The organism is Dongia deserti, assembly GCF_003574735.1.
Lineage (GTDB): Bacteria > Pseudomonadota > Alphaproteobacteria > Dongiales > Dongiaceae > Dongia_A > Dongia_A deserti.
The window spans coordinates 154,246-174,410 of the sequence record NZ_QORW01000005.1; the positions used below are offsets into that span (position 1 = coordinate 154,246).

A 20,165-nucleotide genomic window follows, 5' to 3' on the forward strand; every position below is an offset into this window, starting at 1 on the left:
TTTCATGTTCATTTCTGAAGCTTGGGCACAGGCCGCGGGGCAGCCTGCGAGCGGCACCGACATGCTCATGTCGTTTGCGCCGTTCATCCTCATCTTCATCGTCATGTGGTTCCTGCTGATCCGGCCTCAGCAGAAGAAGGCAAAGGAACATCGCGCCATGGTCGCGGCCTTGAAGCGCGGTGACCGCGTGGTGACGACCGGCGGCATCTATGGCCAAGTTTCACATGTCGCTGACGACCACCTGATGGTCGAAATCGCCGATGGCGTGAAGATCAAGGTCGTGCGCGATGCGATCAGCGCCGTGACCGGCAAGCCCGAACCGGTGAAGAAGGAAGAATCGAAGCAGGGCGCCAACGACCGCTAAGGCGGTCGCTGCCGAGAGGCCCGGCTGAGCCAAGCCATGCTGCATTTCCCGAAATGGAAGATTGCGACCATCCTAATCGTGCTGCTGGTCGGCACGATTCTGGCGATCCCCAGTCTCATGCCGCGCGCCACGCTCGAGCAGATGCCGGGGTGGTTCCCCAAGCAGACCGTGAGCCTCGGCCTCGATCTGCAGGGCGGCTCGCACCTGCTGCTCGAAGTGGATATGCGAAAGCTGGTCAGCGATCGCCTCGCCGGCGTGCTGGACGAAACCCGGACAGCGCTGCGCAAGGCCAACATCGGCTACACCGATCTTGCGGTCAGGAACGACAGAGTGACGTTGAACGTGCGCGATACGGGCTCGATCGAGACGGCGCGCGAGCAACTACAGCCCCTTGTCGGCGAGGGAATGGAGCTCTCAGCAGACGGCACCCGGCTGAGCATTGGATATAGCGAGGCCGGCCTCACCCAGCTGAAGCAGCACACGGTCGAGCAGTCGATCGAGATCGTGCGCCGCCGAATCGACGAGACCGGCACGCGCGAACCGACCATCATCCGCCAGGGCGAGGACCGCATCGTTGTGCAGGTGCCGGGCGTCACGGATCCCGAGCATCTCAAGAAGATTCTGAGGTCGGAAGCGAAGCTTACATTCCACATGGTCCAGGGGCCCGGCGGTGCCGGCGCTGTCCCGCCGACGATGATGGATCTGCCGGAGGCGGACACCGGTCAGCTGCTACGCATCGAGAAGCGGCCTCTGGTCGAGGGCGAGAACCTAGTGGACGCCCAGCAGAGCTTCGACCAAGGCGGTTTGCCCGTAGTCTCGTTCAAGTTCGATTCGCTGGGTGCGCGCAAGTTCGGTGATGCAACATCGAAGAATGTCGGCCGGCGGTTTGCGATCGTGCTCGATGACAAGATCATCTCGGCACCGGTCATCCGGGATGCGATCCTCGGCGGTAGCGGCATCATCAGTGGCAGCTTCACGGTCGAGAGTGCGCGCGATCTGGCGCTGCTGCTGCGCGCCGGCGCGCTGCCCGCGCCGCTGACGGTGATCGAGGAGCGGACCGTTGGTGCCGACCTCGGCGCCGATTCGATCGAGGCCGGCAAACGCGCCTGCATCATCGCCCTCGTCGGCATCGTAGTGGCGATGGTCTTGCTCTACGGCATCTTTGGTGTGTTCGCGAATATCGCCCTGATCTTCAACGGCATCCTGATATTGGGCGCTTTGTCCGCGCTGGGCGCCACCCTGACGCTGCCCGGCATCGCAGGAATCGTGCTGACGCTCGGCATGGCCGTGGACGCCAACGTGCTGATCCTGGAGCGCGTGCGCGAGGAGATGCGCAACGGACGCTCGGCCGTCACGTCAATGGAGTTCGGCTATCGCGAGGCGCTGGCAACCATCATCGATGCGAACGTCACGACCCTCATTTCGACGCTTCTGCTGTTCAGTTTCGGCACCGGTCCCATCAAGGGGTTCGCCGTGACGTTGACCATCGGCATCCTTGTCTCGATGTTCACGGCCCTGATGTTCACGCAGCTTATGACCTCGGTCTGGCTGCGGCGCACGCGGCCCAAAGTGCTGCCGCTCTAGGAGCCACCGATCATGTTGAAACCGATCCATCTGGTTCCGCCCAACATGCGCATCCCCTTCATGCGCGCGCACAAGATCACTTTCGTCATTTCAGTGATCCTGGTGCTGGGCTCGATCGGGCTTCTGTTCACCAAGGGACTTAATCTCGGCATCGATTTCGCGGGCGGCATCTTGATGGAAGTGCGCGCCCCGCAGCAACCAGATCTTGCCGACATGCGCCAGCGGCTTGGCGGCCTCGGCCTGGGCGAGGTGTCGCTCCAGGCGTTCGGCGAGGAGAACGACGTGCTCATCCGCCTGCCGCAGCAGGAAGGCGGCGAGCAGGCGCAGCAGGACGCCATCACCAAGGTGCGCGGCGAGCTGGGCAACGAGTGGGAGTATCGCCGGACCGAGACGGTCGGACCAAAGGTCGGCGGCGAGCTGATCGAGAACGCGGCGATAGCAGCCGGCCTCGCGATGCTCGGCATCTTCGGCTATGTGTGGCTGCGCTATGACTGGCAGTTCGGATTCAACGCGCTGCTGGCGATGTTCCATGACGTCATCACGACGGTGGGGCTGTTCTCGCTGCTCGGACTGCAGTTCGACTTGGCGACGGTGGCGGCGATCCTGACGGTCGCCGGCTACTCGGTGAACGATACGGTCGTGATCTTCGATCGCATTCGCTACGAAATGCGGCGCTACAAGACCATGCCGATGAGCGACCTGATCAACCTGTCGATCAACGAGACTTTGAGCCGCACCACCGTGACCAGCGGCCTGACGCTTATCTCGGTCATCGCGCTATTCGTGTTCGGCGGCGAAGTGCTGCAAGGCTTCGCCCTGGCCCTGATCTGGGGCATCATCATCGGCACCTACTCGACCATCTGCGTTGCCTCGCCGCTCCTGCTCTACGCCAACCTGCGGCGCTCGAAGATCCATGGCGGCGACGAGGACAAGAAGGACGCGGGCAAGGGCGCAACGCGCCGGGCCTAGGGCTGTTCGGTGATCGAGAGGGGAAGGAGAGAGGCATGGATGTCACGCCGCTGATCCCCCAGGGTAAGCAGATCATCGACGGCTATGGCGAGGGTGGATTCCGCATCTCCGGCCAGCGAGTCGAAGGATCGGTCATCGTCTTCCCCGACAAGGTCATCGCCTGGGGAACCGCGGCGGTTTCCGATATGGGCGCCGGCGATCTCGAGCCCGTCAGTGAAGCCGGCCGCGCCGGTGCGGTGGAGCTGCTCCTGGTCGGCACGGGCGCCCGTATGACGCAGATCGACCGCACGCTGCGGCAGGCCCTGCGCGCCAATGGCGTGGTCATCGAGGTGATGGACACCGGGGCGGCCTGCCGCACCTACAACGTGCTGATGGCCGAAGGCAGGCGAGTCGCGGCCGCCCTGATTGCGGTTGCCTGAACCGGGCGGGCTTGTCGGCATCGGTGCTTCCGGCCACACTTCCGGCCAGCATCGAGTCGAAATCCGGGGCCACCGAACATGGAAGGCACGTCTCATCCGGCGCTGGCGCGCGATGAGGGCAGATTCGCCGGCCTACTGGCCGGCTTCAGTGCATTTGGGACGGCGACGCGGCAGGTCGCGCTTGATGGCGTCTCGGTCTTTGAGAACGAATTCTGGACGGCCCGGCAGCGGCAGGCACATCCGCTGCATGAGATTTCGTACCGCGCCTGTTTCAAGCCGCAATTGCCGCGTTTTTTCATCGAGGCGTTCACGCAGCCAGGCGGCTGCGTCTACGACCCTTTTGCCGGCCGTGGGACCACGCTGATCGAGGCGGCACTGCTTGGCCGCCGCGCGATCGGCAACGACGTCAATCCGCTGAGCCGTCTGTTGATCGAGCCGCGCCTCGATCCCCCTGCCGTCCAGGCGGTGGCCAAGCGGCTGGGCGATCTGGAGCGCATGCTGCCGCCGGCTGAAGACGTTCCGGACGACCTGCTGGCCTTCTATCATCCGGAGACGCTGCGCGATATTGCGCGCCTGCGCGCTCATTTTCTCAGTACGGCTAGCGATTCCGTTGACGCGTGGATTCGCATGGTCTGCCTCAACCGCCTGACGGGCCATTCCAGCGGGTTCTTTTCGGTCTATACCCTGCCGCCGAACCAGGCGACATCCGCCGCACGGCAGCGCAAGATCAACGAGGCCCGCGGGCAGGTTCCATCGAAGCGCGACGTGTTCGAGATCGTGCTGCGCAAGACCAAGGCGCTGCTCAAGGCGCCATTGCCGCCAGGTTTTGGCGGCACGACTGGGCGCGTGCTGACCGGTCCGGCGGAATCGACGCCGAGCATTCCCGACCGCAGTGTCGATCTGATTGTAACCTCGCCGCCCTTTCTCGACGTTGTCGACTATCCCATGGACAATTGGTTGCGCTGCTGGTTTGCCGGGATCGATCCCAATGCGGTGCCGATCACGCTGCATCGCTCGCTGGCGGACTGGGAGGCCTTCGTCGCTTCCTGTTTCCGGGAGTTTGCCCGCATCGTGCGGCCGGGCGGCAAGGTCGCCTTCGAAGTGGGTGAGGTGCGTGGCGGCAAGGTGGCGCTGGAGCATGCGGTCCTTTCGGCCGCAAAGGACCTGCCGTTCGAGCCGCTGGTGGTCATGATCAACCGACAGAGTTTCACCAAGACGGCGCAATGCTGGGGCGTCGACAACAATGCCAAAGGCACCAACAGCAACCGGATCGTTGTGTTCGAGCGGCGCTAGTGGATCGCCGAAACGTTGGTGTGATCGGGCGTCAAACCGGCGACGCAGCGCTGCCAGATGGAATCGTAGCCCGCCTCGAGATGGCGGACGAAGCGTCGACTGTCGAACAGAGGTGTGGTCAGACGGTTGGCAGCGAGCAGGCCCCGTACCCGCGCCAACTCTTCGCGGTCGGTCGCCAGGCGGAGGGCCAAGTCGTGATACTCCTGAATGGAACGAACGACCAGTTCCGGCAGCCCGATTGCAGCCAGTAGGCTTGCGGAAACCCGCGCCGCAAAGGTCGTTCCGCAATAGGCGATCTGCGGTACGCCAGCCCACAGCGCATCGCTAGCCGTCGTATGTGATCCATAGGGGGCGCAATCCAGTGCCAGATTCGCGAGGCTCAGGCGGCCAAGGTGAGCGGCCAGCGGCAGGCCGCGGCCGAACAAGAGGCGGTTGGGATCGATGCCACCAGCCTGCGCATGCTCCCTTTGGGCAGCCGTGGCCCAGCGGTTGTCGTCCTTGAGCCACAGCACGGCATGCGGTACGGCGCGCAGCAGATCAAGCCACAGCCCAAAGACCTCCCGATTGACCTTGAAGGGCTGATTAAAGCAGCAATAGACGAAGGCATCCTCCGGCAGGCCTTCTTCCGTGCGCGTGGGAATGGTGCCGATCCGCCGCTGCCGGTCATTGGGCTGATAGCAATGCGGGAGGCGCAGGAGCCGTTCACTGAACTCGCCTTCGCTGCCGGGAGGGGCGACGATCGGATCGACAACGGCATAGTCAACCCAATGCGCGCCCATTGTGCCCGGGTGGCCCAGCCATTGCACGACAAGCGGCGCGGGCCGGTGCGCAAAAATCTGCGGCCGAGCGTCCGTCGTCCAGCCTTTGAGATCTACAGCAATGGCGATGTCCTCGGCTGCGACCCGGCGCGCGGCCTCGCCATCGGAGAGACCCGCAATAGGTATCACGCGATCGAACGCTTTAAGGATGCGCGCGCGGGACTCGTTCGTCCGATTGACGCTGTAGTCGAAGGCGATGATCTCGAACCGCTCGCGGTCGTGCAGTTCCAGCGCTTCCACGAGCAAGTAGGTCATGGCGTGCTCGTGGAAATCGTTGGAGATGTAGCCGATGCGCAGGCGCGGCTGGGCTGCCAGCACGGACGCCGGCTTGTGGGGCACGGGTTCTGCGCCGGCATAGGCCTGCGCCATTTGGCGCGCCGCATGAAGCTGGTCGGCCGTGGTCGCCGACGGCATCGCCAGCAGCGGAAAGGGCTGGGCCCGATCGCCCGGCCGTTCGTTGGTACGCATTGTCCGCAGCAGGCGTTCCTCGAGCCTTTCAGCCGTGGCCCAGTCGCCGATGCGCCGCGCCATGTGGGCGGCGCTGATGCGATAGGTGAGCTCGTCGGATCGTTCGGCAGCCCGGAGATAGTGATCGGCCGCAGATTTGAGGTCACCCCTTTTGGCCAGCAGGTTGGCAAGATTGTTGTGCGCGCGGACATGGCCTGGCTCCCGCTCCAGGACCCGCTGATATTCGGCGATCGCCTTCTTGGCTTTGCCGAGATCCGCCAGCGAGTTGGCCAGCATCATCCTTGGGCGTGCTTTGGAGGCATCGATGGCGAGCGATTCTTGCAGGGCAGAGATTGCGCGCGCGAAGTCCCTTGATCGCCGATAGAGCCAGCCCAGGTGCTCCCATGACAGCGCATCCTGGGGCGCCAGGGAGATGGCATGAAGCAGAGACTGCTTTGCCTCCTGAAGGTTCTTGCGCACGGTTTGCACATAGCCGAGGGCCCGCCAGGCCGCAGGATCTGTCGGGGACTGCTCGGTCATGCGGCGTGCCTCCGCAAGCGCCTGATCGATGCGACCGCTATCGACCAGCTGCATGATGGATCGGGCGGAGGTCAGGTTGCCGCGCGACATCCGCGAAGATCGGTCAGCGCGCAAAACAAAACGGGGCCTCGAGGGGCCCCGTCTCGTTCGGCAGGCGGAACGCCTTATCCGACATTCTGCTGCGCCACCATGCAATAGAGCATGGGGATGGAGAGCAGCGTGTTCGTGCGCGAGGCAAACAACGCGGTCCGAGCAGCCGCCTTCTTGGCGTCGGCGTCCGCGTTGACGATTCCGAGGACCTTTTTCTGGTTCGGCCAGATGATGACCCAGACGTTGAACGCCATGATCAGCGCAAGCCACATGCCGATACCGATGGTGGCGTAGCCGCCCCGGAACGTGAGGGCCTCGACCAGATACATATTCATGAGAGCCGTCAGCAAACCGAACAGCACCGTGCCCGCGGCAGCCCAGCGGAAATAGAACAAGGCTTCCGGCGCGATGACCTTGCCGATCGCCGGCTTCTGCTCATCCGGGATCTTGGGCATGGAGGGAATCTGGACGAAATTGAAGTAGTAGAGGAGGCCGATCCACAGGATGCCGAACCACACGTGGATCCAGCGGATCACGAACGCCCAGAAAGCGTGCGAGCCGATCTGGTCCAAATGCAGGATGATGGCGACCACAATCGCCAAGACGAGGCCCGCGAGCAGTACGCGATGCAGGTTACCGAAGAATTTGTCCATTTCCCCACCCCAGAAACTGAGTTGACCGTGTCCGCATTTTACAGAATGCGGTATCAGTGACAACGAACTTATGGGAATCCCTAGGCTTTTTGGGGCTTATGCTTGGCCGCACATGACGATTACTGCCTGACACAGGTGCGGCAAGGCGACCGAGACAGATATCTCGCCTTGTTGTTCTCGTCCGGCGAGGCGCGCGCCAGCTTGGCGGCAATCGCTGCTTTCAACCTCGAACTCGCACGCGCAGCCAATGAAATCAGCGAGTCGATGCTGGGACTGGTCCGTCTCCAATGGTGGCGCGAGGCGGTGGAGGAGATTCGGGCCGGCGGCGCGACGCGGCGGCACCCAGTGGTCGAGGCCGTCGCCACGGCGACTCGAATGCATGGGCTGTCAACCGATCGCATGCTGGCGATGATCGGAGGCAAGGAAGAGGAGCTCGAGTCGGATGGGGCGCCGGCTCAACGGACTTTCGACGCACGCGGCGATGCGACGGCGGCCAATCTGATTCGACTGTCGCTGCAAGCGGTGGGGTTGGATCCGATGGAGACCGATCTGGCGGCCGCGAGTTCGGAAATCGGGCGGGCCTACGCGACCGTCGGATGTGCGCGCTCCGTGCTGCTGGATGCACGCCGCCACAAGGTGCGGCTGCCAGCGGAGGTGCTGACGGAGGCGGGGGTCGATCTGGACAAGCTGTTCGATCTGCGCCCACAACCGGCCTTGCAAGCCTGCCTTCGGATGATGGCCGAACGGGCGCAGGACGAGCTCAGTGCCGCGCGGCGACGGCGGATTCCGCGTAGGGCTCGGCCGCTCACGCTCACGGCCAGGCTCACGGCTCTGCATCTTGAGCGGCTGCGCCGGGCGGCCTACGATCCGTTCGACCCTCAGGTGATCGCGGCTGCGCCGTTCGATGTCTGGCGATTGCTCGGCACCGCGATCACCGGCCGATTCTAGCGCGATGGGACACACATGAGCACTCCAGCAATCATCACCGTGGCGATCACCGGCAGCCAGCCGACCAAGGCGCAGAATCCAGCGGTGCCCATTCATCCCTCCGAGCAAGTGGAAAGTACGCACGAGGCGTACGAAGCCGGTGCGAGTCTCGTGCACATCCATGTCCGCGACCGGGAAGGCAAATCGAGCTCCGACATCGAGCGGTTCCGGGAAGTGCAGGCCGGCATCCTCAAGCATTGCCCCGGCATGATCATCCAGTTCTCCACCGGCGGCCGCGGGCGGGCGGCGGAGGAACGCGGCGGCGCCATCAAGCTGAAGCCCGACATGGCTTCGCTCGCGACCGGCTCGGTCAACTTCGCGACTATCATCTATGAGAACCCGCCGCAGCTGGTCGACGATCTGGCGAAGGACATGCTGGCCAACGACGTGAAGCCTGAAGTCGAGATCTTCGATGCGGCGATGCTCTATAACGCGAAGAGTCTGATCGAGAAGGGCGTGATGAAGGCGCCGGCGCACGTGCAGTTCGTACTCGGGATTCCGAATGCCCTGCCGGTGCGCGAGAAGCTACTGGATTTCCTGATCGAAGAGCTGGCGGATCAGCTGCCGGCCGCAACCTGGACGGCGGCGGGAATCGGGCGATTCCAGCTCGAGGTCAACCACTGGGCCTTGAAGCGCGGCGGCCACGCGCGCACCGGCCTCGAGGACAACATCTATTTCGAGAAGGGACGGTTGGCGGCCAGCAACGCCGAACTGGTCAAGCGGGTTGCCGATCTATGCGGCAAATACGATCGTCATCCGGCAACGCCCCAGGAGGCGCGTGCCCTCTTGGGGCTGCATCCCGCAGCATAGACGGTAGTTCGGTCAGAGCCTCGGTGGCATCAGCGACGTGACGAAGCGGCGGACTGCCTCGCGCGCGCGGCCATTTGCCCAAGTGATGTGATGGAGACCCTGATTCTCGATCACGATGGATTGAGCGTATTTGCGACCGGCCATATAGGCGCCGCAATTGCCAGCATGGCCGCTGCGATCGAACCAGGGATCGTAGCGTGAGACCAAGGCAAGGACCGGAGTATCTGCCGGCGTCTTCAGGCCGGCGACATCCGGCGGGTATTGAGCGCCGCCGCAGGTCCAACCGGTCAGGACGACACCGCGGAATTCATGCCCTGGGTAGTTGGCGGCCGCCAGTGCGCCTTCTCCCAGCCCATAGAGGATGATGGCCGAGCTGTCGATCCAGGGCAGCTTCTTCATTTCGGTCAGGGCGACGAGAATCTCCGACTGCCGTTGCAGATAGGCGTCGGGATTGAGCCCAGCCACGTAGTCGAACCGCAGACAATCGGACTTGCGCTCTCGGTTGTCGAAACTGTCCGGCGCGAAGACGGCAAAACCAGCGGCCGCCAGCTCGGCGACATCGCGGACTGCCTCGATCTTCAGGCCAGGGCAATCGTGCAGATAAAGGATCGCCGGCACGTTCGCATCGGCCGGTATGTTTGCTAGAAACGGTTCGATGTGACGCAACCGACCAAAGAAGCCGCGATGGCCGGCCGCGGCCAGGTTAGGGCCGACTTCCACGAGCGCATTGCGCCATGCCTGATAGGCGGCCGGAGTGGCCTCCATGGTTTGTGCGGGCGGTTTAGGCGACATGCCAGCGAGCAGCGCAGCGGCGAGGATGCCAAACAGCATCCGGCTGACTCCGGCTCGTCTCCATCGCGACATGGTTGGATTGGGCTCCACTCCGCCGCAGCGAGCTTAGTCTAGCGGATCGCCCTCAGATCGACCAGTCGCCGAGATAGCTGGACTCCTCCCGCACGGCATCCTGCGGGATCTCGGCGGCCGTGGGCGTCGCGATTGGTCGGTCCATGCGATCGAGCGCCGTGACGATGGCGTCGACGTCGGCCAGCACGCCGAACACGCCATCCTCCACTGTCACCATGTGCAAGGCGGCACGATGTGCCTCCGCGTCGCCGGAGCCACAGGCGTCGCCCGCCAGCAGGCATTCGAAGCCGCGATCGTTGGCCTCGCGCAGCGTGCAATGAACGCAAACGTCGGTGGTGACGCCAGCCAGGATCAGAGCACGAATGCCGCGCGCGGTCAGGATTGCCGCAAGATCGGTGCCCCAGAAGGCGCTGTTGGCCGTCTTGTCGACGACGAATTCTCCAGGTACGGGGGCCAGCTCCGAGATGATCTGGAATCCCGGCTCGCCCCGGATCAGAAACCGACCGAGCGGCCCCGGCTTGCCGATGGCGGATTGACCGGCCTGAATGCGCGCAAGCTTGTGCGCGGGGACTTCGGCCAGATCCGGCCGATAACCCTGGCGCGTATGGATGATGCAGAGACCGGCAGCGCGTGCCGCAGCGAGCAATTGCTGCGCCGGCCCGATCGCGCCGCGCACGCCGCCGAGGTCATAGCCCAATCCCGCCAGATAGCCTTGGGGTTCCAGAAAATCGCGCTGCATGTCGATGAGCATGAGCGCAACGCCATTTCGGTCCAGGCCGTTGTGGGGGAAAGCTCGGGGCTTAGCGGCGATTTGGTTCATGGCGTTGCGGCCAGGCTATCACTGAACCGGTCGGACCGTCGCGACCAGCTCCTGACGCGACTGCAAGCGCGATACTGCGGCTTCAACATCGCTTGGCTGGCTTGCTGGAACTTGAACGAGATAGGTTCCATCGGGTCCCGGGCCGCCAGTGACGACCGCCTTCGCGCCGGCCAAGAGGCTCGATATGTCCGCCGCCGTTGCGTCCGGCTGGAACGTCACCAGCAGGGTTGCGCGGCCGGATCCATTGATCCCGCCTGTCAGATCGCCGGGTGCCGGCGGATTGTAGAGGCGGATGCCCAAAGCCACGATCGCGACGCAGGCCGCTGCAAAGGCGGCTTGCCAGATGACGCTATGGCTCATCGCGCCCTTGAGCCAACCGCCGGCTTCGTCGCGATTGTCGGCGCGCTGCACACGCCGTTGCCGCGTCGTTTCCACCTGCTGGAGCAAGCGCTGCAAGGTCTCGGGTGGGGCAGCCTCGACCGCTTCGGCAGCGCGCGACACCGCCTCTCGCTCGCGCTGAACCTGAGCCAGCTTCTCGGCCAGATCAGGCATCGTCTTCAACGCCGCCTCGATGCCGCGCGCTTCCTCGCGCGAGACACGGCCTGTTACGTACCAAGGTAGCAGTTCCTCGACATCCTGCGGCTCCAACGGCCCGTTCTGGTGCTGATCGTGCCTCATGCCGCCGCCCCCTCGATGCCTTCGGCTTCCAACAGCGCGCGCAGGCGCTGACGGGCATAGAACATGCGCGTCTTCACGGTATTTTCCGGGCAATCGAGGATTTCCGCGATCTGTCCGACACTGAACTCCTGGAAATAGGCCAACTGCAGCACGATACGATGGTCCACGCTGAGCTTTTCCATCAGGCGCGCAATGGTCTGGGTCAGGTCCTCGGCCGCAATCTTGGTATCGGCGGCCGGCGCGTCATCGGGAACCGCGGCGACCATGTCTTCGTCGAGTTCGACCTCGCGCCGCTTGCGCAGCCAGCTGATCGCCTTGTGATGGGCAATGCTGTAGATCCAGGTGGCGACTGACGATTTGCCTTCGAAGCGGCCGGCTTGGCGCCAGACATCGAGCATGGTTTCGTTCAGCACATCAGCCGCAGCCTCCCGGTCTCGCAGCGTCTTCACGAGGAACGCAAAGAGCGGTCGCTCCAGCCGGCGGTAGAGCGCCGTTACGGCGTCCTTGTCGCCGCGCGCGATGCGCGCCAGCAATTGCCCGTCGCTGGCCGCCGCGTCTGCCGACCTGGCACTCAGCAAGTCCATCCCACACCCATCCGTCGCAAGGCGCCCATGCCTGGTTCGACAACGCGATACAAATGCGTCAAGTGCTTGTTATTTTATGATTTTCGGTGGCAAGCGTAGCCAATCCGCCGGCGATTGTATAGGTCTCATCGATATGAGGATCACCGCTCAGCGCGCGTAGCTTTTTCGTCCAATTGACAGGCGGGCTCCGACCGGCAACAAGAGCATCGTCGTCAACCATCACCATTCCGACCACGCAAGGACAGCGAACCGGCGGATCCAGGGCATCTAAACAAATGAGATTAAAACACTTTCTGCCGCCGACCTACCGGGAGCTGCGACGCTCGCACGTGGCGTTCGTGGAATCAGCGAATCTGGCAATCATGTGGTCGAACAAAGCAGCCTGCACCACCGTCATGAAGTGGGTGTTCCTGCACAATGGACTGCTTGCTGAATCACTGGCTCACGGCAGGTGGGTTCACAGATACCGTCTGCGCCAATACCAGAAGTCCGAACGCTACCTCTCTCGGTTGGAGGATTTCGGGCATGGAAAGCTCGCCGTCGTTAAGGTTGTGCGTAACCCGTTCGAGCGGACCGTGAGCTCTTACATTCACGCTTACCGCATGGGCTATGAGGACGGCGCGGTTTCCGAGGTTGTGCAGCGCCCCCTCAATCGCCAGCATCGCTTTTCCTTCCGTGAGTTCGTGACGTTTCTCGAGCGTATCAATCTGCGGACATGCAATCCCCATCATCGCGTGCAAGTCACGCCGGTCGAGCGCCGCCCGCTGTTCCGAGTCAGGCCGCGCCAGATCATCAAGATCGAGCAAGGCCTGGAGAAGGCTCTGAACGATCTGGAACGTTCTGTCGGCCTGCCGGCCACCGACCTTACTGACCAAGTCTTCGCTTCCGAGCATCACACACAACGCGTCTCTCAGCATGGGCCGGCAGCGGACCTCACGCAATTCTCTCGCGACGGATTGCCGCCGACGAATGCGTTCTATGATGACGACCTACGGCGGAGAGTGGCGAGGCTCTATGCGGAGGATTTTCGGTGCTACGGCTATTCGACAGATGCAGCCCAAGTGGCAGACGCGGAAAGCGGTGAACCCATCGCCCGAGCGAGTTTTTCGCAAGTTCAGCCTTGATGTGGCTCGCGACTGTCACCGAACGGTTCAGTTGTCCTCTTGATTACGCCTGACGAATTGAGGCGGCGCCTGGCACGGCTCGGATGATTCTGTTTCATGTCGAAACGCTCGATCTCGACAAGCCGCGAGTGCGGTCCCGTGCCTGGCTGCCCGCTTGCCTGCTGCGGCGCGCTGGGCTGGCGGCAAAGCTTGTCGCGGGTGACATTCAACCGCGGCTTCTGAACACAGCACAATGCGTTGTCCTGACGGGCGACGCGTCCCACCACGCCCTTTGTGCGGCGCAGCGGGCGGCAGATGCCAAAGTGCCAGTGATCGTCGATATCGGCAGCGCCGAGCTGTTAAATGAGCTGACAGGGCAGATGCGATGCGGTCAGTTCCTGGAACTTTTGGGGTTGGCCAGCTCAATCACGGCAGCCAATGAGGTGCTGGCTCGCGAAGTTGCGCACTCCTTCGGCGTGAAGCCTGTGGTCATCGTGCCGGACCCTATTGATATCCAAGACGACCTCCTTGCGGCATTGCGCCTTCATCCTGCCGCAGCCGTGCACATGCTGGCGAATCGGGGCAACCATTGGATACGTGATGCCCTCGCCAAGTTGCGCAGGAAATGGCCTGCCGATAGGATATCGCATGCGACGCGTAAGCGCATCGTGTGGTTCGGCACTTCGGATCAGCCGAACAGCGAGGGGGGCATAGCAGAACTACTGCTGGCGGCAGGCGACCTCGTGGACCTTGCGGAGGAACTTCCGTTACGGCTCGAGATTGTCGGAGGAGCGCTCGACTCAGGGCGGCGGTTGCTCAAGTCTTTGCCCATCCCGATCGCGTTCCATCGCTACTCACCGCGCCGTGCACGCCAGTTCCTGGAGAAGTCCGACCTCTGCCTACTTCCGAGCGGGGGCGATCCAAAGAGCTTGGCGCGATCGACTGCGCGTGCGCGCTTGGCAGCGGCGCTCGGCGTTCCCGTTGTGGCTGGGATAATCGGCGACGCGATGCTGCCGGAAATGCGGAATGCTCTGACCGCGAAGAGGGCGGTGCCCAGTGCGAAGGATCGCGACGCGCTGCCCGCCATCAGAATGCAGGAGGCAGGGTCAGTCGAGGCTGCATGGCGGCGAGCCATCAAAGGTTCTCAAGGCCCCGCGGCTCGACTGACGACAAGTGAAGTGGCCGTTCGGGTCGATAGAAGGTTGAAGGTCCTGCTGTTGCTCCAGCAGTTTCAGGACATCGACCTCATCGTTCCGATCGCCGAGGCAGCCAGCACCGACTCACAAATTGAAGTGCGCATCGCCGTTCTTTCGAAGATAGCCGTGCCGGTTTCGCGGCGGCTCCGGGCGATATGCGCCAATGGCGGCAAGATAGAGTTCTGGCATGGCACAGATCTCCTCCGCGGGCGCATCACGTCGGGACGGTTCGCGGCGGATGTGGCGATCACCGCGTCAGAGGGGACTGCCTTCGGTGCACGCTTTGCGAGAAGCTTCGTCGCAGCCAGCCAGGCTGCAGGCGTGCGGGTCCTCAGCTTGCAGCACGGACTGGATAATCGCGGCATGACCTACGGACCGCAGGGTTCGTCGAAGGCATTCCGAGGCGATCTGGTTCTGACCTGGGGCGGTCCGCAACGGCTGTCCCATGCCGCCGGCGCCGAACTCAGGGCAAAAGCCGTTCCGGTCGGCTGTCCGAAGCGCGTCTTTTGCCGGGCCGACTTTCCGAGCTTTCCAATGGCCGACCGACCGTTCGTCGCGGTATTCGAGAATCTGCATTGGCGCAGATATGACGATGGTTATCGAAAGCGGTTCGTGAACGATCTGGCTGCAATGGCCGAAGCCCTACCGAACGAGATCTTCCTGGTGAAGCCGCACATGGGCGGGCAGTGGTTCACTCGCGGCAGTACAGCGGCAATTCCCTTGCCGCCGAATATCATCATTGCAGATCCCAAGGCGGCGCAATGGCGACGCTTCACGGCGGATGCCTTCCTCGCCCACGCATCGGCGGTAATCACAACGCCATCTACAATCGCGCTCGATGCGGCGCGCTATGGCCTGCCGGTGGCACTCGTGACCTACGGAATTGAAGCACACAACTATCATCCCCTGCCGCGCCTGGAGGAGACCGGAGATTGGCGTCGCTTCGTGGAGGATGTCAGGCAGGAACTCTACGATCGGAGCAAGCTCGAGGCCTTCTTCGCTGACGCCGCCTTGCCAGGCGACGCAGTGGGCCGAGCCCTGGCGGTCATCAGGATGGCCGGCGCTGGCCAGTCCTATCGCGAGATCATATCGGCCTTGGAGAAGGATCAGCACGGTCCGGCTACATCCTAGGGACGCTTGCGCACGCCCGCGACCAAGCTGGCCATCGCTTGTCTCCGGCGCCCGCTTGCATTAAGGCTGGACCGGGGATGAAAGCACGTCAGCAGCGAGAATCTGCGGTTTCGGGAAGCCGGCGATGGGTCCAGTCATCAATTGCGCCATTTACGAGGGTGGTCTCAAGGTCCGGGATCTGGATATCAGCAAACCGGAGGACATGAAGGTCCAGCCCGGGCGCGTGATCTGGATCGGGCTTCACGAGCCGAGCCAGGAACTGCTCAGCGAGCTGCAGCGCGAGTTCAAGCTGCACGAGCTTGCGATCGAGGACGCCTACAAGGCGCATCAACGGCCGAAGATCGAGATCTACGGCGATACCCTGTTTCTCGCTATGAAGACATTCCAGCAGGTCGGAGACGAGTTCGCGATGGGCGAGACCTGCATGTTCGTTGGGCGAGGTTACGTCATCACCGTGCGGCATGGACCGTCTCGGTCGTACGCTGCAGTGCGGGCGCGCTGCGAAGGTTCTCCCAACATGTTGCGGCAGGGCGAGGACTTCATCCTCTATGCGCTGATAGATTTCATCGTCGACAATTATTTCCCTGCGGTCGATGGGCTGGAGGAGCGCATCGAGGAGCTGGAGGAATCCATCTTTAGCCGGGTCACCAATCGTGACGAGCTTGCCGAAATCTCGACCGTGCGGCGCGAGCTGACCGAACTGCGCCACGCCGTTGCGCCGCTGCCGGACATTTGCCAACGCCTCCAGCGTTTCGACGTTCCGGTCATCGACCCACACTCGCACCCGTATTTCCGCGATGTCTATGACCATTGCGTGGTCCTGCTGGACCGGATCGAGCAGCTGCGCGAAGGCGTGAAGACGGTGGTGGAAACCAAGATGCTGCTGTCCAGCGTGCGTCAGAACGAGGTGATGCGGATGCTCGCCGCCTGGGCCGCCATGCTGGCCGTGCCGACCGCGATTGCCGGCATCTACGGCATGAACTTCGAGTTCATGCCGGAGCTGACCTGGCGCTACGGCTACTTCGTCGTGATTGGAGTCATCGCGATCATTTGCGTCGTGCTGTACTGGCGCTTTAAGAAGGCGGGGTGGCTTTAGTATCCACCGACATCAATACTGGATGTCAGGTGGCAGACGGGAGCATCCCACCGTGCTTCGGGTGCACTATTTGCAGGACGTATTCCAGTGATTATCCCTTAACGATCCTGAGGAGTCGCTGAACATCTTTCTTGGTTGCCTCTACATACCTGGACGCATCGTTTACTACCATTTCGTTCAGGTCCAACTCGTCAAAAATGCTGGCGGGGCGTATCCTCTTTGATCCGCCTCTTCCTCGAGCGCGCTTGCATTCGAATTCTTCCCAGGAACGTCCAAAGTAGTGATGAATTCGAGCAATGCCATCAACGTCGTCAAACGTGTTTGGAGTCCTCTTGTTAGGGTCAAACTCCTTGCCAGAGATATCGATCATCCGGCCATTCGACAAAATTGGCCAGTGGATCTTCATCCACTGTACGTCACGAAGCCGAACCATTGATTTGGGAGCATGTCCATTCTTTGCTGCAGCCAGTTGAAATCGTTCGATAGTCAATTCGGTGCCCCTATGACGTTGACCAGAGGAGCCGAATATGCGCCAAGGAATAGCAACCGCGCTCACTGAGGGATCTTGAGGCCGGAGATCTTCCAGCGTAGCGCCCTCCTTCAGAACCAAGAACTCATCAAGGTCCACGAAAAGGCACCAATCCAGTGAGTTGCACAGCCTTACACGAGCGTCGTTGTATGCACTCCGCTGCTTATTTTGTCCGGGCGGATTGCGCCAATGGATCGCGTTGATGATGCCTGCTTTTGCAAGAGGGGCCAAGATGCGCCAAGATGCATCGTTACTTTCATTGTCGTAGATTGTGATACTGCTGAAGCCAAGCAGGCGATAATGAGCAATCCACTCTAGCAGATAGGGCGCTTCATTCCGTGCCATCGCTACGACGCCAAATCGGGTCGATGGCAAGCGCGCTGGCGGAGCATACCACCTACGTCTTGCCTTGCGCGTAGCAACGGTGGGAGCAGTCGTCGGAGCGTCCGTTGCCTTGCGACCAACTATCCATGACGCCAGGGAGAAACTGGCCGTAGATGGTCCTGTGGAAATTTCGGTTGCGCCGCCGAACAGGTGGCTGAGGCTGCGTGGCCGGAAACGGGCTGGCTGGAACGGCACACCTATAGTCTGATCCAAGATGGATGTGGTGTGAACGAACCAACCACCTGGACGTAAGACGCGCAGTGTCTCACGCGCCGCGTCCCTGATGTTCTCGCAGCGATGCAGCACTCTGTCAGCTATTAGGAAGTCGCAACTGTCGCTCAGCAGTGCCAAGTTCTCCATGGTGAATTGCGGGAAATCCAACAGCCGCAGGTGCGCTCTGCGGATGCCTAAGCAGTGCGCCAATTCTTCTGATGATCCAATTACGACAGCCCTCTTTTCTGGCGAGTCCAGCATCAGGAAGCGATCTCGAAAAGCTGAATGCAAGGTTTCCTTGAGGAGATGCCAGTTTGGCCGCAATTCCGTGTAGACGGCCTGTGCCCCGCGCTGCCGCAGCCGATTAAGGCGGCGCATAAGATTGCCCATGTGTCAAAACCTGGCGATGGTTGATCGTAGCCAGCCGTAGGTCTGCTTAACGAGACCTCCGGCCGGCGCTTGGGCGGCAGATAGCACAATCCAATCTCAGTTGCATTACCACTAGATGCAGAGGACGGTAAGAAGGCTGACGAACTGCGTCGGGATCAATCCCGCTGAGCCCAAGGCCGCCCCGCCTACATAAAGAATGGTACCAGGGTCGAGACTAGGCTGTTCAGCGGCTCCCATGACTTCGGCGGAGATCTGAGCAGGCTGTCCTTGCGGTAGACGCTGGGGAGATCGATGAGTGCGGCATTCGCGCCTTCGGCGGCGTTGTAGGCCTTGATCATCTCGTTGGCGATGGCGGCATAGCCGATTGCCGAGGGATGCATGTTGTCGAGCCCAGCGATGCCGCCCTGGAACTTGAGCAGCGAGGAAGCGAACGGCAGGTTGGTAATGCGCTTCACCAGCTTCCCGGCCTTCTTGACCTCGATCGAGCGGCTGTCGCCATAGTGCTTCGAATCATACTGCTCGATGCCGCCATAGAGGTCGACGGTGACCAGCTTGATCGGCGTGCCGGACAATTCCGCCTGGATCGCCGCAACGGCCGCATCGTTCGTCGCCTTGATGACCTGGTCGTATGCCTTCATGGCCTTGGGCGTGATTGGCGCGCGCAAGGCCACCTTGGTCGAATACTCGCTGTAGTATTTCCCGGCCAAGGCCTTGCGCGTGGCATTCGCGATGAAGGCCTGGTCTTGATAGGGCGCGAGATTTGGCACCGCGCGCGGGCGGATCAGCGTGTTGAAGTAGACGAATTTCAGATCGTTGCGCAGGTGCGCTGCGAGGAACTGGCCGAGACGCCCTGCCTGCCTGACGATCTCATGCGCACCGGCACAGGTGGCGAACTCGAAGTCGGTGCTGTCATACGCACCGAGCATGCCGAAGCGGAACAGCCCTTCATTGGCGCCAATATTGACCAGCAGCCGCTCTGGAAGACGAGATGCGACCTGCTCCAGTTGCGACAGCTGCGATGTCTCCGCAAAGGCGCTGCCGGCATTCGGGTCGAGCAGGAAGGCATCGTTGATGCTGAACCACAGGCGCGCCACTGCGCCAAGGTCGAGATTGTCGGAAGCCTGAAGCTGCGCATAGGCGGCCTGAGCCTCCGCGCGGGCCTCGGCGCCGCGGCGTTCGAACATGTCGGACCAGTCCGCTCCGGCGCAGGACAGGTTGTCGTGGAAGAGGGGCTTTGCCTTTGGCTTCCCCGTCAGCCACGCCTTGCCATTCTTCAGCACGGTGGACTGCAGCGAGAACAGGGAGATGATGCCTTTCCGCGCCATCTCCTCCAGATCGAACAGGACCTCTCGAGGGTAGACTGGCCGTCGGATGGGAAGCCCGACTGCCTCAGCGAATTGCTGCACCGGTGACAGGGCCGCCAGTTCGTCACGGATGGTCAACGACCGTACGCCATTAGACATCGAATCGCCGATCGCCATGACTGGCGGGCGCATATAGCCGGCAAGCGCCAGATGGTTGGGCGGCAGGATCATGGGCGCATCTCCCCCTAACGCCGTCGTCCCAGGCTTCCCGATACGCTGGCGAGTCGCAGCGCATTACCCGGAAACTGTAACCAGCGACTCCGCGCGGGGCAATCCGGCGCAGCCGAGTCGCTCAGATGTTCCTGTCGAGAACGACCGATGTCGTCAGGTCGGCTACAGTCTCGTGAGAGGAGATGCGGTCACGCAGCGCGTTCACGCGATCGGTCGTAGGCGCGGCGATCTCCACCAGCAGGTCGATATCGCCGGTCAGCGACGTGCAGGATCTCACTTCCGGCATCTGCCGCAGAAGAGCGACCAGTCCTGGGGCGGGCGTGCTCTTGAGGCGGATGAAGAGATAGGCCAAAACGCTCGGCGTGCCGTCGGCGATGTCGGCATGATAACCACGGATGATGCCATCCGCCTCCAGCCGCGAAAGCCGATCGCGCAGCGTCGAGCGGGCGAGGCCGATCTTGGCAGCCAGGCTCTTCAACGGCAGACGGGCGTCGGCCCGCAGCAGTTCCAGGATCTGCCGGTCCTTGCCGTCGAGCGGACGCATCAGGCGGAATGTCTGGTCAAAGTGGCGGTCACGGAAGCCAAAAGGGCGGTTGCTTTCCGGCCTCCATCCTCAGCAAATTGGGCGCCGGGTCAATGGGTTGGATACCCACACCGGGCTTTGGGGA

Annotated in this window: 19 protein-coding genes; 10 read left to right on the forward strand and 9 right to left on the reverse strand. The window is 62.4% G+C overall.

Going from position 1 to position 20,165, the window contains the following annotated elements; all coding sequences use genetic code 11:
* Positions 1-4 precede the first annotated feature (4 nt).
* From yajC to DTX69_RS09535, 5 genes are all read left to right on the forward strand, one after another.
* A complete protein-coding gene (gene yajC, locus DTX69_RS09515) occupies positions 5-364 on the forward strand; it encodes a preprotein translocase subunit YajC (protein WP_119301296.1) in 360 nt (119 codons plus the stop codon).
* 36 nt (positions 365-400) lie between these two features.
* On the forward strand, positions 401-1,948 hold the full coding sequence (gene secD, locus DTX69_RS09520) for a protein translocase subunit SecD (protein ID WP_119301297.1): 1,548 nt from the start codon (positions 401-403) through the stop codon (positions 1,946-1,948).
* Between the two features lie 12 nt (positions 1,949-1,960).
* Positions 1,961-2,917 carry a protein translocase subunit SecF gene (secF, locus tag DTX69_RS09525; RefSeq protein WP_119301298.1) on the forward strand — a complete coding sequence of 319 codons (957 nt, stop codon included), beginning with the start codon at positions 1,961-1,963 and terminating at the stop codon, positions 2,915-2,917.
* Between the two features lie 35 nt (positions 2,918-2,952).
* Positions 2,953-3,336 carry an Mth938-like domain-containing protein gene (locus DTX69_RS09530; RefSeq protein ID WP_119301299.1) on the forward strand — a complete coding sequence of 128 codons (384 nt, stop codon included), beginning with the start codon at positions 2,953-2,955 and terminating at the stop codon, positions 3,334-3,336.
* A gap of 78 nt (positions 3,337-3,414) precedes the next feature.
* On the forward strand, positions 3,415-4,629 hold the full coding sequence (locus DTX69_RS09535) for a DNA methyltransferase (protein ID WP_119301300.1): 1,215 nt from the start codon (positions 3,415-3,417) through the stop codon (positions 4,627-4,629).
* On the opposite strand, the gene DTX69_RS09540 is transcribed toward DTX69_RS09535, so the two are convergent.
* Both DTX69_RS09540 and DTX69_RS09545 read right to left on the reverse strand, forming a co-directional pair.
* Positions 4,626-6,524 carry an O-linked N-acetylglucosamine transferase, SPINDLY family protein gene (locus DTX69_RS09540; RefSeq protein WP_119301301.1) on the reverse strand — a complete coding sequence of 633 codons (1,899 nt, stop codon included), beginning with the start codon at positions 6,522-6,524 and terminating at the stop codon, positions 4,626-4,628. The two genes, DTX69_RS09535 and DTX69_RS09540, sit on opposite strands and share 4 nt — an antisense overlap.
* A gap of 74 nt (positions 6,525-6,598) precedes the next feature.
* A complete protein-coding gene (locus DTX69_RS09545; protein ID WP_119301302.1) occupies positions 6,599-7,177 on the reverse strand; it encodes a urate hydroxylase PuuD in 579 nt (192 codons plus the stop codon).
* A 102-nt stretch (positions 7,178-7,279) separates the two neighbouring features.
* On the opposite strand from DTX69_RS09545, the gene DTX69_RS09550 reads away from it, so the two are divergent.
* Both DTX69_RS09550 and DTX69_RS09555 read left to right on the forward strand, forming a co-directional pair.
* Positions 7,280-8,125 (forward strand): squalene/phytoene synthase family protein, encoded by an 846-nt coding sequence (locus DTX69_RS09550; RefSeq protein WP_119301303.1) that lies wholly within the window; start codon positions 7,280-7,282, stop codon positions 8,123-8,125.
* A gap of 15 nt (positions 8,126-8,140) precedes the next feature.
* A complete protein-coding gene (locus DTX69_RS09555; RefSeq protein ID WP_119301304.1) occupies positions 8,141-8,974 on the forward strand; it encodes a BKACE family enzyme in 834 nt (277 codons plus the stop codon).
* Between the two features lie 12 nt (positions 8,975-8,986).
* On the opposite strand, the gene DTX69_RS09560 is transcribed toward DTX69_RS09555, so the two are convergent.
* The 4 genes from DTX69_RS09560 to DTX69_RS09575 all read right to left on the reverse strand — a co-directional run bounded on the left by DTX69_RS09560 (position 8,987) and on the right by DTX69_RS09575 (position 11,920).
* The gene (locus tag DTX69_RS09560; protein ID WP_162917042.1) at positions 8,987-9,805 is read right to left on the reverse strand and encodes a dienelactone hydrolase family protein; all 819 of its coding nucleotides are present in this window, start codon (positions 9,803-9,805) and stop codon (positions 8,987-8,989) included.
* Positions 9,806-9,890: 85 nt separating this feature from the next.
* A complete protein-coding gene (locus tag DTX69_RS09565; protein WP_284735660.1) occupies positions 9,891-10,589 on the reverse strand; it encodes a cysteine hydrolase family protein in 699 nt (232 codons plus the stop codon).
* 87 nt (positions 10,590-10,676) lie between these two features.
* Complete coding sequence (locus tag DTX69_RS09570) at positions 10,677-11,336, reverse strand: anti-sigma factor family protein (RefSeq protein WP_119301307.1); 660 nt, start codon at positions 11,334-11,336, stop codon at positions 10,677-10,679.
* Positions 11,333-11,920: a sigma-70 family RNA polymerase sigma factor gene (locus tag DTX69_RS09575; protein ID WP_119301308.1), complete on the reverse strand. Its 588-nt coding sequence runs from the start codon at positions 11,918-11,920 to the stop codon at positions 11,333-11,335. The genes DTX69_RS09570 and DTX69_RS09575 overlap by 4 nt, the downstream gene beginning before the upstream one ends.
* Positions 11,921-12,195: 275 nt before the next feature.
* Here DTX69_RS09575 and DTX69_RS09580 point away from each other — a divergent pair, with 275 nt between their 5' ends.
* From DTX69_RS09580 to corA, 3 genes are all read left to right on the forward strand, one after another.
* Positions 12,196-13,044: a sulfotransferase family 2 domain-containing protein gene (locus DTX69_RS09580; RefSeq protein WP_119301309.1), complete on the forward strand. Its 849-nt coding sequence runs from the start codon at positions 12,196-12,198 to the stop codon at positions 13,042-13,044.
* Positions 13,045-13,127: 83 nt separating this feature from the next.
* Positions 13,128-15,350, forward strand: coding sequence for a hypothetical protein (locus DTX69_RS09585; protein WP_119301310.1), 2,223 nt, complete (start codon positions 13,128-13,130; stop codon positions 15,348-15,350).
* A gap of 124 nt (positions 15,351-15,474) precedes the next feature.
* Positions 15,475-16,446, forward strand: coding sequence for a magnesium/cobalt transporter CorA (gene corA, locus DTX69_RS09590; RefSeq protein WP_119301311.1), 972 nt, complete (start codon positions 15,475-15,477; stop codon positions 16,444-16,446).
* Between the two features lie 91 nt (positions 16,447-16,537).
* Here the strand turns inward: corA and DTX69_RS09595 are convergent, their stop codons facing one another.
* The 3 genes from DTX69_RS09595 to DTX69_RS09605 all read right to left on the reverse strand — a co-directional run bounded on the left by DTX69_RS09595 (position 16,538) and on the right by DTX69_RS09605 (position 20,041).
* Positions 16,538-17,962, reverse strand: coding sequence for a glycosyltransferase family 2 protein (locus DTX69_RS09595; RefSeq protein ID WP_119301312.1), 1,425 nt, complete (start codon positions 17,960-17,962; stop codon positions 16,538-16,540).
* A 185-nt stretch (positions 17,963-18,147) separates the two neighbouring features.
* A complete protein-coding gene (locus tag DTX69_RS09600; protein ID WP_119301313.1) occupies positions 18,148-19,497 on the reverse strand; it encodes an SGNH/GDSL hydrolase family protein in 1,350 nt (449 codons plus the stop codon).
* A gap of 121 nt (positions 19,498-19,618) precedes the next feature.
* Positions 19,619-20,041, reverse strand: a complete 423-nt coding sequence (locus tag DTX69_RS09605) for an Lrp/AsnC family transcriptional regulator (protein ID WP_119301314.1) — start codon at positions 20,039-20,041, stop codon at positions 19,619-19,621.
* Between the last annotated feature and the right edge of the window lie 124 nt (positions 20,042-20,165).